This window comes from Erythrobacter insulae (assembly GCF_007004095.1).
In the GTDB taxonomy this organism is placed as follows: Bacteria; Pseudomonadota; Alphaproteobacteria; order Sphingomonadales; family Sphingomonadaceae; genus Erythrobacter; species Erythrobacter insulae.
Map to the genome: position 1 here is coordinate 2419312 of NZ_VHJK01000001.1, position 13937 is coordinate 2433248.

Consider the following 13937-nt stretch of genomic DNA (forward strand, 5'->3'; position numbering starts at 1 on the left):
CAATGCGCAACGATCTTACCGAGCAAAGCGGAAGAGAGCATTTCGATCCAAGCGATTCTCAACACGTCGGGGCAGCGCGAGCTCAGCGCCAAATCGCTTGCCTAGAGCGGCTTCAAGAATTCTGCTCATTGGCTATCGCAGATGCGACGATCGCATCGAACCGAGCGATCCCGCCTTCTAGCGTACCCAAGGTGATTTCGCTCACTGCCCCGCTTTCCAGACCTTCTTGGCCAAGCTCTGCTGCACGGAAATCTTCCGAGGCAAATACTCCGCCATCTAACAACGCCCAGCTGCGCTCCCAATGATCGCGGGCTTTATCAGTCGCCGGTGCTTCGGGAATGAGCATAAAGTCCTCAACCAGTGTGATATTATGGGATTGGGGCATCAGCACCATGACATTCACATAATCGGGGCTGGGCACGATAATCGTGGCTGGCAAGAGCTGATAGGCAAACGTGACCACCCGGCGCATCGCAGCCATGTCGGAAAAATCGATTTTTTCCATATCTTCCAGCCGTCCGACTGCAGAGCGCATATGCGGTCCAATCTCGTCTCCGGCAGTGATACCGTCTTTGAAAAACGGCCCTATCGTATCGGCATGGAGACGCAGGACATGATAGCTTTCCAGGAAAGCATCCATAATCAGCTTCCAGTTGCCTTTGACCGTGTGTATTTTCCGGCGGAACATATGACTGGTGTCCATCCCGAACGCTTTAAAATCAGCGCCGAGAGTTTCGGCCTCGGTGAAATCAGCGTCATCGTGAGGCGCAAACCAAATCAATCCGCCGGCCTCATGCGATGGCAGCTGTTTCAGCCCATATTGGCTTTTATCAAGGTCCGGGAATGTTTCAGGGCGGGGGAGCCCGGTGAGGGTTCCGTCCAGTTTATACGTCCACGCATGATACGGGCACACCAGACGCGCGGCACATTGCACGTCTTCGCCCTCGACCAATCGCGTTCCGCGATGCTGGCAAACGTTTAGGAACACATGCGAGACGCCCTTTTTATCGCGGGTAATCAGAAGCGGACGGCCTGTCGCATCATGCGGGACCGCCATACCGGGTTCGGGCAGCAATGCAGACGGGCATAAAACCTGAGGCATGCGATCGAACAGCGCGGTTTTCTCGGCTTCAAAATGGGCGGGATCGGTATACCGGCTTGCAGGGACGGTTTGCGTCCCTTTGGTAACGCGCGGCTGATTGCTCCGGATTGCCTCTGCCAAAGCGCGTTGACCATCGGTTGCGCGCAGCAAAGGTGTGCCGTTCTCAACCAAAGCTGTTGATGGCGTTGTGGGAGCGTTCATAGCAGCGTTCCTATTCCTCTCGTCCGCGGCTAGTGTCGCTTAATTGGTTTCGAACGACAAGTCTGACGAGAAGGACGCGCAAAATTATGGCTGACGCCAAGGCGACAAAACCGGGATGGGGCGAAGTTCTTCGTTCAATGGGGCAGCGCAAGACCGGCTTTATGGCGCTGTTCGGATTTGCCAGCGGCCTCCCATTTGCGCTGTTTCTTGGCACATTGTTCGCGTGGCTTAGCGATGCCGAAGTCGATTTGGAGACTATGGGGGTCTTTTCGCTTATCGGTCTTGCCTATGCGTTTCAGTTCCTGTGGTCGCCGTTGATCGACAAAGTGAACATTCCCGGCATGCGTATGCTGGGAAAACGGAAACAGTGGATTGTTCCTTCACAATTGCTCCTCGGGGCAATTCTGGTCGCTCTTGCGCTTAGCAATCCCAGCAATGAAACAATCGGCTGGTTCAGTTTGCTGGCGGGGATTGGCGCAATTGCCAGCGCAACGCAGGATATCGCGATCAATGCCTGGCGGATTGATGTCGCAGATGAGAAAGCGACGATCGATATCCTCTCGACTGTGTATCAAATGGGATACCGGTTGGCGGCTCTGGTCGGCGGCGCATTGGGTTTGATTATTGCTGCGCGTATCGGTTGGCCGCAGACTTATATGCTGATGGGGGCAATCCTGCTTGGCATAGGTTTCATCGGCCTGTTCGCGCCCGACAGTGACAGCAAGAAATTGGCCGAGGGCCAGCCCGCAATTGTCGATGAGCTGTTTGTGGCTCTACGCAAGAAAGGCGAACTGGAACCGGGCATTCGGGCCAAGGCGCTTATAATTGTCGGCGCCCTTTGGGCGGCGGCCATCGGTGTCGTTTTGACCTTCATGTATATGTCGCTTTTTTACGCACCGGAGAACCGCCCGAACCCTACCGAGTTTACCTTGAACTGGGGGCCATGGATCATTGTTGCTACGGTGGTTGTGCCAGCATTGATCGCCGGATGGCTCGCCAGTCAAAAGAAACAGGGCAAACATCTGCTTGAACAGGATCAACCAATTCCCAGCGGCAGCGGTTTTGCCATGGACCACCTCTATCGCGCTCTTGTGCTTCCTTTGGTGGAGTTTGTGGGCCGGATAGGCTGGTCTTTGGTCCTGATTCTCTCGCTGGTGCTCACCTATCGAATTTGCGACGCGATCTGGGGCAGCTTTGCTTATCCATTCTATCTCGGGGAGCTGAACTACACCAAAGACGAAGTCGCTTTTGCATCCAAATTTTTTGGTGTTGGCGCGATCATTCTCGGCCTCGCGATTGGCGGCTTCATGCTGTCTATGATGGGCAGGATGTTGACGTTGACGCTGGGCGCTTTGCTCGCCGCCCTTACCAATCTTTTGTATGCGGACCTTGCGGCAGGCGGGGCCAATATGCAGGCGGTAAGCGATGCGATCGGTTTTTCATGGCTGATCACACAAGTGCCTGTGATCGGCAGTCCGTCCTTGGCGAAACTCACATTCACGATCTTTTTTGAAAACCTCGCCATTGGCATTGCAGGCGCTGCGTATATCGCGTGGTTATCGTCCATCGTGAACAAGAATTTCAGCGCGGTTCAATATGCGCTGCTGTCCTCGCTTACCTTGCTAGTCGGGACGTTGGGCCGCGGCGCTTTGGGTGAAATGATTGAGGATCAGGGCTATTATGATGTTTTCATTCTCACGACTCTGATCGGCTTTATCGCGGTGGCATTGTGTCTTGCGGAATGGTTCCGTCAGTCGCGGGCAGGGGCGAATTCCGGGGTCGTGGCGCCTGATCCAGTTGTTCAGCCGGCGGAGTGATCAGTCGGGGATCTCATCATTGAGCTTCAACGCTTGACCCGCGAGGTAAAGCGAGCCTGCGATGAGCACGAGAATATTGTCGTCAGGGAGCATTGCCATCGCTTCAGAGAGATCCGCAGCGCTTTTCGCGCCTGCTCCAAATGCGCTCGCTGGGTGCGCATCGTGGCCGGGGACTGGTACGGCGGTGATGCTCTTTATGATGTCGGACAATGGCTCTACCAGAGATCCGGGATCTTTGTTGTCCAGCATTCCGATGATGAGGTGAACCGGAGTGCCATCCAGTTCTCCGGCAACCGCATCGCCTGCGCTGCGATTGTGCCCGCCATCAAGTAGCACTTGGCGTTTGCCGGTTAGCGGGCCGTTACACAGCCGCTGCATACGGGCAGGCCATTGTGCCGAACCGATCCCTGCTGCGATAGATGCCTCAGACACCGATACTTTGGTTTGCGAGCGAACCATCGCCGCGGCGAGGGCGGCATTGGCCGACTGATGCTTGCCAGACAAAGAACAGTTTTCGGGAGGGAATTCGATCAATTGTTGGATTGTTAGTTCGACCAGAGGAACAGCCCGATCAAGCGCGATTTGCCGAATTGCATGGACCGCTTCCGGGCAATAATCGGGCATCATCGCGACCAGCGGCACACCGCCTTTTGCAATCCCCGCCTTCTCAAAAGCGATCCGTGCCATTGGGTCTTTCGGCACGCCTTCTTCTGGCGCAAGCAGGAACTTCTCATGGTCGATACCGAGCGCCGCAATGCCGCAGGCGGCCAGCACATCAGATTGCATCACATTGGTCGCATCCAGCCTTCCGCCAAGGCCGACTTCGACCACGCATACATCGGCAGGAACACGAGCGAATTCCATGAAGGCCGCTGCGATTGTGATCTCGAAAAAACTGCAACCGAGCCCCTCGGCGGCGTCGAACACGTCTTCAAGCAGCTTTGCTAACCGAGCATCTTCGATCAGCTTGCCAGCAACACGGAACCGTTCATTATAACGCACCAGATGCGGGGAAGTCGTGACGTGGACGCGGTAACCCTGCGCCTCCAACATCGCGCGCAGAAAGGCGCAAGTCGACCCTTTGCCGTTAGTTCCTGCGACGTGGAAGACAGGCGGCAGGTGTTTGTGCGGATCGCCAAGCCGCGAAAGCAGCGTCTCGATCGCGTCCAGCCCAAGCGTATCGCGCTGAATACTCAACCCGCTCAACCGGTCCAGCTGCGCCTGAACGCGCGGATCGTCCGATGATCCCATATCTCTCATAACTTGAGAATTCGCTGGTTCAGGCGGCAGCTTGAGGTTGAAGATAGTCGATCACTGTGCCCAGCGTGTCTTTCAATTCGCGGCGGTGAACAACCATATCGACCATGCCGTGCTTATGCAGATACTCAGCCCGCTGGAAACCCTCGGGCAGTTGTTCGCGGATCGTGTCTTGAATAACGCGTTGTCCGGCAAAGCCGATCAAGGCGCCCGGTTCTGCGATATGGACATCGCCCAGCATGGCATAACTCGCCGTCACACCGCCGGTCGTTGGATCGGTCAGCACAACGATATACGGCAGGCCAGCATTCTTGAGGCGGCGCGTCATTACGGTTGCGCGCGGCATTTGCATAAGGCTCAATATGCCTTCTTGCATCCGAGCTCCGCCTGCTGCGGTGACGACAATGTAGGGACATTTTCGGGTCAAAGCGCGCTCGGCACCCGCGCAGAACGCCATGCCTACTGCCATGCCCATCGATCCGCCCATGAACGAAAAATCCTGCACCCCGATAACAGCCGGACGGCCATCTATCGTGCCTGATCCAACGCTGAATGCATCATCATGCGGGTTCTTGGCCCGGGCATCCTTTAAACGGTCGGTGTATTTCTTCGAATCTTTGAACTTTAGCGGGTCTTCTGTGACCTGCGGCTGCGGCAGCAGGTCAAAACCATGATCGAGCAGCAGCGCGAGGCGGGTATCCGCACTGATTCTGCCGTGATGCTCGCAGCGTGGACAGACGCTCAGATTGTCCTCAAATTCCTGGACAAACAGCATTTCCTGACAGGATTTGCATTTAATCCAGAGGTCTTTTTCCGAGGTGTTTTTTTCCTCGCCAAAGCCCAGCGAATTGCGGACACGGGTGAACCAGTTCATTGCGTTTTATCCCTTAGGTGCGCGCATCTTTGATGGCGGCGACCATTGCTGTTGTCAGCTCTTGTAGCTTGGCCGGGGCCTCTTGGCCAAATTTCTCGACCAGATCGATGAAGGCTGATCCGACGACGACGCCGTCGGCAACCTTGGCGATCTCGGCGGCTTGTTCCGGCGTGCGCACGCCAAAGCCGACTGCGACGGGCAGATCGGTGGATCGTTTGATACGCGCGACGTTCTCTTCGATGGAGGCGGTTGCGGCTTGCTGTTTGCCGGTGATCCCTGCGACCGAGACGTAATAGACGAAGCCTTGCGATCCTTCGAGAACAGCGGGCAGGCGCGCGGCATCGGTGGTTGGCGTGGCGAGGCGGATCGGCGCAATGCCTTGGGCGCGCAAAGCAGGGCCGAGCGCATCGTCTTCCTCTGGCGGAATGTCGACGCAGATTACGCCGTCGACGCCGGCGCCCTTGGCCGCATTCGCAAACCATTCCGGCCCGCGCCGGATCATCGGGTTGGCATAGCCCATCAGGACCAGCGGAATATCAGGGTGGCGCGCGCGGAAATCATAGGCGATTTGCAGCACATTGGCGGTGGTAGTCCCCGCGCCGAGGCTGCGCAAATTTGCCGCTTGGATCGCGGGGCCATCGGCCATCGGATCGGTAAAGGGCATACCCAGTTCGATCACATCAGCGCCGCCTGCAACAAGCGCGTCGAGATTGGCAGCCGTATCGCCATCGCCAGCGGTGATGAATGCGACGAAAGCGGGGTGGGGCTTGGAAAAGGCGGATTGGATGCGGGTCATATGCCAATGTTTTCTGTAATGTATCCGATCAGAAACACGATCGGTGCGAAAAGTGCGGTAAAAAGCCACGCTTCGGGCGATAAGTAAGCGAAGATGTCACCCTCCCGAAGCACAGCGTAAAAAGGCAAAATAGGGATCGATATCAGAAACATTGTCAGCCCGCGTTTCAGGCTAAATCGCCTCGCAATCCGTTCTAGGAAGGATGGTTTTGCACCGACTATCGGGCCAAGGTCATGGCGTTTCAAATCTCCACCCCAAGCTTCTCAGCAACGGTGAAAATGTCCTTATCCCCGCGTCCGCACAGATTCATCAGGATGATCTCGTCCTCGCCCATCTGCTTGGCGCGCTTGGAAACGGCGGCGATGGCGTGTGACGGTTCGAGCGCGGGGATGATCCCCTCAGTGCGGCAGAGCAGCTGGAACCCGTCGAGCGCCTCGTCATCGGTCACGGCAGTATATTCGACCCGCCCGCTTTCTTTCAGCCATGCGTGTTCGGGGCCGATGCCGGGGTAATCTAGCCCGGCGCTGATCGAGTGGCCTTCGGTGATCTGGCCGTCCTCGTCTTGCAGCAGGTAGGTTTTGTTTCCGTGGAGCACGCCGGGTGCGCCGCCCAGCAGGCTTGCCGCGTGTTCATCGCCATCAAGGCCGTGCCCCGCCGCTTCGACGCCGAGCATCTTCACGTCAGCGTCATCGAGGAACGGGTGGAACAGGCCAAGCGCATTCGATCCGCCGCCGATACAGGCGATCAGCAGGTCTGGCAGTCGGCCCACACGATCAAGCATTTGCGCGCGCGCTTCGGTGCCGATCACGCTTTGGAAATTGCGGACCATTTCGGGATAGGGATGCGGGCCAGCCGCCGTGCCGATGATGTAGAACGTGTCGTGCACATTCGCGACCCAATCGCGCAGCCCCTCGTTCATGGCGTCTTTGAGCGTAGCGCCGCCGCTGGTGACGGGGACGACTTCCGCGCCGAGCAGTTTCATACGGAAAACATTGGGCGATTGCCGCTTTACGTCCTCTGCGCCCATGTAAATGACGCAAGGCAGGCCGAACCTCGCGCAGACCGTGGCGGTCGCAACGCCGTGCTGGCCCGCGCCGGTTTCCGCGATGATGCGCGTCTTACCCATGCGACGAGCCAGCAGGATCTGCCCGATGCAATTGTTGATCTTGTGCGCGCCGGTGTGATTGAGCTCATCACGTTTGAACCACACCTGTGCGCCGCCAAGCGCTTCGGTCAGCCGCTCGGCATAATAGAGCGGAGATGGGCGACCGACGTAATGCTTCATCAGATCGTCAAACTCTGCCGCAAATGCGGGGTCGGCCTGCGCCGCGCGGTATTCTCGCTCAAGCTCGAGGATGAGCGGCATCAGCGTTTCCGCCACATAGCGTCCGCCAAAATCGCCAAAGTGCCCGCGTTCATCGGGTTGCGTACGGAAAGAGTTAGGTGAGTTCATAAAAGGCCAGCTTTTCGGGGGTTATGCTTCGAACGCGGCTTTGCAGAAGGCAGCGATTTTGTCCACGTCCTTCACGCCCGGCGCGCTTTCTAAACCAGACGAAGCATCGACCATATCGGTTCCCGTCTCACGGATCGCATCGGCAACATTGTCCGGCGTCAATCCGCCTGCGAGACCCCAAGGTATGCGGTGGTCAAAACCTTTCAGCACGTCCCAGCGGAATGTCTCGCCATTACCGCCGGGAAGTCCCTTCGCCGGCGCATCGAATAGCAGACGATCCACAGCGCCTTCGAAACGTGCGGAATTCGCCAGCGTTTGTGCGTCTTTCACGCCAAGCGCTTTCCATGCCTCAACTTTGGTCTTTTCGCGCACAACCTTGATCCATTCCGGCGTTTCATTGCCGTGGAACTGGATTACGTCAGGTTTGACCAGCTCAATCGCTTTTCCGGTCGTCGCAACGTCTGCATTCACGGTAAGTAAAACAACCTTCACGCCCCCTGGCACCATAGCGCGCAGCCGTGCTGCATCTTCAAGCGATAGATGGCGAGGGCTAGGCTCGAAATGCACCAGCCCAACGTGTGTTGCGCCCGCACCAATTGCCGCGCTAAGCGTTTCGGGCGTCGAAAGCCCGCAGATCTTGATTTGGGTAGATTGGCTCATGGCTTAGGCTCTAACCATGTTGGCGGCCATGATGAAAGGGTCTTTTTTGACCGTTATTACAGCGTTGCTTCAATTGCTCTCGCAGCCGCCTCAGGATCATCCGCTCGGCTGATTGGTCGCCCGATTACCAGCACGCTGGCACCATCGTCGCGCGCTTTGCGCGGCGTAACGACACGCTTTTGATCACCGACCATGTTACCTGCTGGTCGCAGGCCTGGCACCACGAAATAACCATCTTTCCAGCGTTTGCGCACTTCGCCGACTTCGTGACCTGAACATACGATTCCATCCAGTCCCGCGTCTTGCGCCAAATCTGCCAGGCGCATGACGTGATCATGCGTTGTCCCGCCGATACCGGCCCGCTTTAGGTCATTTTCATCAAGACTGGTGAGAGCCGTAACCGCGACGACTTTGCAGCCCTCGGCTGCGGCGGCTTTGGCATCTTCCATCATGGCGCGTCCGCCGCTTGCATGGACGGTTACGATGGCAGGCTCATAAACGTGGATAGCCTGCATTGCCCCTGCGACCGTGTTGGGAATATCGTGAAATTTCAGGTCGAGGAAAATCGGTAAACCCAGACGCGCGATTTCGTGAACGCCGTGTCCGCCATGCGCGCAGAAGAACTCAAGTCCCAGTTTGACCCCACCAATATGCGCTTTCACTTTTTCAAGCAGCGCCTTTGCCGGTTCGATTTGCGGGAGGTCCAGCGCAAGGAAGACGGGGTTGCTCATCAGCCATCTGCTCCATCGGACGGAGCCAGAATATCCCCAGGCTTTGCCGTGCTTTCCACTGGCTTGTCCACAGTCACCGGGGCGGGTTTGGGGGGCGACCCATCAACTGGCGGCTCATGCCGCCGCGCCAATGCGCTGGATTTGACCGAATTTTCAAGACTGCGGATGCGTCGATTGAGGCTCCAGGTAACGCTGCGATGGAACAGCCACATCGGCATCAGTCCAAGCAAGAACGCGATAATCACGAGCGCCGGAACTTTGGTTTCAAGCACCAGATTATCCCACAGCGTCACTTCAACCGGTTGCCAGTTGAAGAACGAGAAAGCCAAAATGGCAAACAGGATCAGTACCCAGATTATTGTTCGAACGATCTGCATCAGCAGCGTCCCTCCTAATTGTTTTCAGCCGTCAGCGTGGAAGCCTAAGCCATTTGCGGCTTGAGTCTAGTTTCAGCCAAAGACCCGCGCAAAGATCGTGTCGACATGTTTGAAGTGATAGGCGAGATCAAACTTCTCCTCCAGCTCGCTGGCGGAGAGCGCGGCAGTAACTTCGTCATCACTCTTTAACAGGTCCAAAAGCGAAAGCGCACCGTTCGATTCCCAGACTTTCATCGCGTTGCGCTGTACCAGGCGATATGCGTCCTCGCGGCTGACCCCAGCTTGCGTCAACGCCAACAGCACACGCTGAGAATGCACGAGGCCGCCCATCGCATCGAGGTTCGCCTGCATTCGCTCAGGATAGATAAGCAGTTTTTCGACCACGCCGGTCAGGCGTGCGAGTGCAAAATCGAGCGTTATGGTCGAATCCGGCCCGATGAATCGTTCGACCGAAGAATGTGAAATATCCCGTTCGTGCCAAAGCGCCACGTTTTCCAGCGCAGGAAGGGCATATGCACGGATCATGCGTGCCTGACCCGTCAGGTTTTCTGTCAGGATCGGGTTGCGCTTGTGCGGCATCGCTGACGATCCTTTCTGCCCGGGCGAGAAATACTCTTCGGCTTCCAGCACTTCGGTACGCTGCAAATGGCGCACTTCGACTGCCAGACGCTCAATCGACCCGGCGATCACCGCCAGCGTTGAAAAATACATCGCGTGGCGATCACGCGGGATCACTTGCGTGCTGACCGGTTCGATTTCGAGGCCGAGTTGTTCAGCGACATAGGCTTCGACTTCGGGGTCGATATTGGCGAAGGTGCCAACCGCGCCGGAGACCGCGCACGTGGCGATTTCCTTGCGCGCAGCGATCAGACGGTCGCGGCAGCGATCAAATTCTGCATAAGCCTGCGCGAGCTTGAGCCCGAAAGTGACAGGTTCGGCATGGATGCCGTGACTGCGCCCGATGGTCGGCGTGTATTTGTGCTCTTCCGCGCGCTTCTTGATTGCGGCGAGCAGCGCGTCGAGATCGGCCATCAGGATATCGGTCGCGCGTGCCAGTTGCACCGAAAGCGTCGTGTCCAGCACATCCGAAGAAGTCATGCCCTGATGCATAAAGCGGGCTTCGTCACCCACTTGCTCTGCAACCCATGTCAGGAATGCAATCACATCGTGCTTGGTCACAGCCTCAATCGCGTCAATCGCTTCGACATCGATTTTCGGATTGGTTGCCCACCAGTCCCAAAGTGCCTGTCCGGCGCTTTCCGGCACCACGCCCATCTCGCCAAGTTTTTGCGTGGCATGCGCTTCAATCTCGAACCAGATGCGAAATTTCGCCTCTGGCTCCCAAAGAGCAGACATTTCGGGACGGGCATAACGCGGAACCATGGTGAACTTCCTCGGCGATTCACAAATACGATAGGGTGTGAGGCGCGGCTATTGCCCATAGGCGCTCTTGGCAAGGGGGGCCGCACAGGCTGTAACCAGTTCCTCAAACGAGGCGAACCTATTCTCAGGAGGGTACGGGCATGTCGGAAACTGGAGAAACGGCTCAACAAGCCGGGCGAGAGCTCTTGCAGGAAGAGCGATTGCCGCCTTTTGTCAGAGTGACATTGAGACGCTGGGCCAAGTGGTATTCTGGCGGCGCGGAACTGTTCTGGCCATTCACAGACATTGCGGTTCGGTTTTTCGTGGCAGTCTGGTTCTTGCGGTCTGGGCTGGTCAAGCTGAGTGATTGGGACACCGCGCTTTATCTGGCGGCGAATGAGTACCCTGTAAGCTGGATGTCTGCGTCGAATGCGGCGATCATTGGGCTTTCAATCGAGCTTGTCGGGCCGCTTTTGTTTCTGGCTGGCTTCTTTACCCGTCCCGCGGCTCTTGCGATGGCTGCTCTTACCGTCATCAGCCAAGCGGTGTATATTCCGACGACTACGAACCTGATGGTTATCTCAATTCTCGCTTGGTACGTTATCAGCGGCCCGGCGGCTTTCTCGTTTGATCGGGTATTGGCTTCTGGATTGAAGCACAGCGCGTTGCCTTTGGCGCGGCCCTTGATCAAACTTGGCGATTGGTCGCGAGCGGAAATCGGGCCGGCTGCGATGATGGCTATTCGGATCTGGTTGACGATCGCGCTGCTCGCTTACGCTGATGTATTTGAGCCTTCGATAGGTTTGGCGACGTGGCTCCCGACGAGTGTTTTTGTGGGAATTCCAGCGTGGCTTGCGATTGCCTTTGCCGCATTGTTCCTGACGGGATTTGCGGCGAGCATCGTATCTTATGCACTGGTACTTGTAATCGGCTTCACAATGATCGCTGGCGCGCATCCGAATGTCACGCTGTTCCCGTTTCTGCTGCTTGGTATTTACGAATCGCGCGGGGCCGGACGGCTATCGTTCGACTCAGCCATTTGGGCCTGGATGGAGAAAAACATCCTGTTTGACCGCGATTATTCCGAGATTCCCGGTGATTGGCCGCACATTGTCGTTGTCGGCGCAGGTTTTGGCGGGCTTGCAGCCGTTGAGCGGCTTAAACGTCTACCGGTGCGTATTACATTGATAGACAAACGCAATTATCACCTTTTCCAACCGCTGCTGTATCAAGTTGCGACCGCGACTTTGAACCCGGCAGATATCGCCACTCCAATTCGAAGCCTGTTTCGCGCCGACGGCAATGTTCGGGTTATCAAGGGTGAGGTCCGGGAAATTGATTCAAAGACCAAGACCATCACGCATGGCGCGGTGTCAGGTGAGAAACGCGAGCTTGGCTATGACCGGCTGGTTCTGGCGACGGGAGCAACCCACAGCTATTTCGGAAATGAGGAGTGGAGCGCATTGGCTCCCGGGCTCAAGACGATAGAGGATGGAGTGGCGGTGCGGGCTTCGATCCTGAATGCATTCGAGCAAGCAGAAGCGACCGAAGATCAGAACAAGATCAGACGTTTGCTAACCTTTGTCATCGTCGGCGGCGGACCAACAGGCGTGGAATTGGCAGGTGCAATCGCCGAACTCGCGAAGGTGAGCGTAGCGAGAGAATTCAGAACAGTTGATCCCGCCACCGCTCAGGTCATCCTTGTACAATCTGGCGACAGAATTCTGCCAGCCTTTTCTGCGGAGTTATCGCTCAAAGCTTCAGAATCGCTCGAAAACCTGGGTGTTGAAATTCGAACTGGCGGGCGTGTGACCCATATTGCCAATGAACAAGTGCGGATCGATGATGCTTCGACAATCGAGACCGAGACCGTTCTCTGGGCTGCCGGGGTCAAGGCTTCACCAGCGGCGAAATGGCTCGGGACGGAGAGTGATCGGGCGGGCAGGGTGCCTGTTAATGATCACTTGAGAGTGCATGGCCCCGATGGCGTGCTCGATGATGTATTCGCGATTGGGGACACCGCGAACAGCAATGGGTGGGGCGGAAATATGGTGCCAGGGCTTGCACCTGCGGCAAAGCAAGGCGGCATTTATGTCTCGCAGGTTGTTGAGGCAGAATTGCTAAACAAACAATGCCCCGGCCCCTTCGTCTACAAACATCAAGGCAGTCTGGCGACCATTGGGCGTAAATCGGCAGTCGCCGATTTTGGTATGTACAAATTATCCGGGAACATCGCGTGGTGGCTTTGGGGAGTTGTGCATCTCGGGTTCCTTACCGGGATGAGAAATCGAGTGACTGTGACGATCAATTGGATCTGGAGTTTTTTCGCCCACCATTCCGGCGTGCGTCTGATCACGGAAAAACAGGTTTAAGGTTTGGCAAATTGCCATCGGACGGGGTCCGCATTTGAGCATGTTGGGGTCACGCCAGCGATCTTCAGATCAAGCCTTTTGCACGAAGGCTGACATGGCCCTCGCGCCCGATGATGACATGATCGTGAAGGGTAACACCCAATAGCCTTCCGGCTTCAGCGATTTTCTTGGTTATTTGAATATCTGCGCGGCTCGGCTCGGGGCTTCCGCTCGGGTGATTGTGGACCAGAATCAACGCCGTTGCGCCAACGTCCATTGCTCTACGAATAACTTCGCGAGGATGGATTGCGGCTTCGTCAATCGAGCCATCTCCCACATGGTGATCATCGATCAACCGATTTCTTGTATCGAGGTACAGAACCCGGACGCGTTCAACAGTGAGATGCGCCATATCGATTGCAAGATAGTCGATCAGCGCATCCCAGCTGGAAAGAACCGGCTTTTTGATCACTTCACTGCGCGCCATCCGCCGGGTTGCGATTGATACCGCTTTCAGTGCAGCTGAACTGGTTTCTCCCACTCCTTTGACGCGCTGTAACGCTTTAGGGTCGGCATTAAGCACGCCTGCGAGGCTGCCAAACTGTTTGATCAGCGCCTTTGCAATCGGTTTCGTATCGCCCTGTTTGATGGCTGCGAACAAGAGGTATTCCAGCACTTCGTAATCGGCGAGGGCATCGTACCCACCGGTCAACAGCCGCTCGCGAAGTCTCGCGCGGTGACCAATGCCTGCAAGCTTGCCTGAATCCGAAGCCGGTCGAGCCGCTCCAGATGGCTCTTTCCCAAAATCAAAACTCTCAGTGGCGTCGGCCAATTTGTCCCCCAGAGATTATCCTTTTACTTCATTGCCTTTACGCAGCGATACGCGCAAGTGTGCCAGCGCCATGGCAAGCGCGAATGATACGATCAAACCGGCTCGGCCTCATCGGATTTCCCTG

The 13937-nt window shown here is 56.6% G+C and carries 12 protein-coding genes; 2 read left to right on the forward strand and 10 right to left on the reverse strand.

The annotated features are described in order from the left end of the window. Positions 1-112 precede the first annotated feature (112 nt). Entirely contained in the window at positions 113-1303 is a 1191-nt protein-coding gene (locus tag FGU71_RS11310; protein WP_142788663.1) for an aromatic ring-hydroxylating oxygenase subunit alpha, read from the reverse strand. 86 nt (positions 1304-1389) lie between these two features. Between FGU71_RS11310 and FGU71_RS11315 the strand changes: the two genes are divergently transcribed. Next, positions 1390-3120 (forward strand): AmpG family muropeptide MFS transporter, encoded by a 1731-nt coding sequence (locus FGU71_RS11315; protein ID WP_142788664.1) that lies wholly within the window; start codon positions 1390-1392, stop codon positions 3118-3120. Here FGU71_RS11315 and FGU71_RS11320 read toward each other — a convergent pair whose 3' ends face one another. From FGU71_RS11320 to purB, 8 genes are all read right to left on the reverse strand, one after another. Next, positions 3121-4380: a bifunctional folylpolyglutamate synthase/dihydrofolate synthase gene (locus FGU71_RS11320; RefSeq protein WP_142788665.1), complete on the reverse strand. Its 1260-nt coding sequence runs from the start codon at positions 4378-4380 to the stop codon at positions 3121-3123. It abuts the gene before it with no gap. Between the two features lie 19 nt (positions 4381-4399). Further along, a complete protein-coding gene (gene accD, locus FGU71_RS11325) occupies positions 4400-5251 on the reverse strand; it encodes an acetyl-CoA carboxylase, carboxyltransferase subunit beta (RefSeq protein WP_142788666.1) in 852 nt (283 codons plus the stop codon). 13 nt (positions 5252-5264) lie between these two features. Then, positions 5265-6047: a tryptophan synthase subunit alpha gene (trpA, locus tag FGU71_RS11330; protein WP_142788667.1), complete on the reverse strand. Its 783-nt coding sequence runs from the start codon at positions 6045-6047 to the stop codon at positions 5265-5267. Positions 6048-6288: 241 nt separating this feature from the next. Beyond that, positions 6289-7500 (reverse strand): tryptophan synthase subunit beta, encoded by a 1212-nt coding sequence (gene trpB / locus FGU71_RS11335; RefSeq protein ID WP_142788668.1) that lies wholly within the window; start codon positions 7498-7500, stop codon positions 6289-6291. Positions 7501-7521: 21 nt separating this feature from the next. Continuing rightward, complete coding sequence (locus FGU71_RS11340) at positions 7522-8160, reverse strand: phosphoribosylanthranilate isomerase (protein WP_142788669.1); 639 nt, start codon at positions 8158-8160, stop codon at positions 7522-7524. A gap of 56 nt (positions 8161-8216) precedes the next feature. Next, complete coding sequence (gene pyrF / locus FGU71_RS11345) at positions 8217-8891, reverse strand: orotidine-5'-phosphate decarboxylase (RefSeq protein WP_142788670.1); 675 nt, start codon at positions 8889-8891, stop codon at positions 8217-8219. Further along, complete coding sequence (locus tag FGU71_RS11350; RefSeq protein WP_142788671.1) at positions 8891-9268, reverse strand: LapA family protein; 378 nt, start codon at positions 9266-9268, stop codon at positions 8891-8893. Before FGU71_RS11350 ends, pyrF begins: the two co-directional genes overlap by 1 nt. A 72-nt stretch (positions 9269-9340) precedes the next feature. Then, positions 9341-10651, reverse strand: coding sequence for an adenylosuccinate lyase (purB, locus tag FGU71_RS11355; RefSeq protein ID WP_142788672.1), 1311 nt, complete (start codon positions 10649-10651; stop codon positions 9341-9343). Positions 10652-10791: 140 nt separating this feature from the next. Between purB and FGU71_RS11360 the strand changes: the two genes are divergently transcribed. After that, a complete protein-coding gene (locus tag FGU71_RS11360) occupies positions 10792-13002 on the forward strand; it encodes an FAD-dependent oxidoreductase (protein WP_142788673.1) in 2211 nt (736 codons plus the stop codon). A 64-nt stretch (positions 13003-13066) separates the two neighbouring features. Here the strand turns inward: FGU71_RS11360 and radC are convergent, their stop codons facing one another. Next, the gene (radC, locus tag FGU71_RS11365; protein ID WP_142788674.1) at positions 13067-13813 is read right to left on the reverse strand and encodes a RadC family protein; all 747 of its coding nucleotides are present in this window, start codon (positions 13811-13813) and stop codon (positions 13067-13069) included. Positions 13814-13937: the final 124 nt, after the last annotated feature.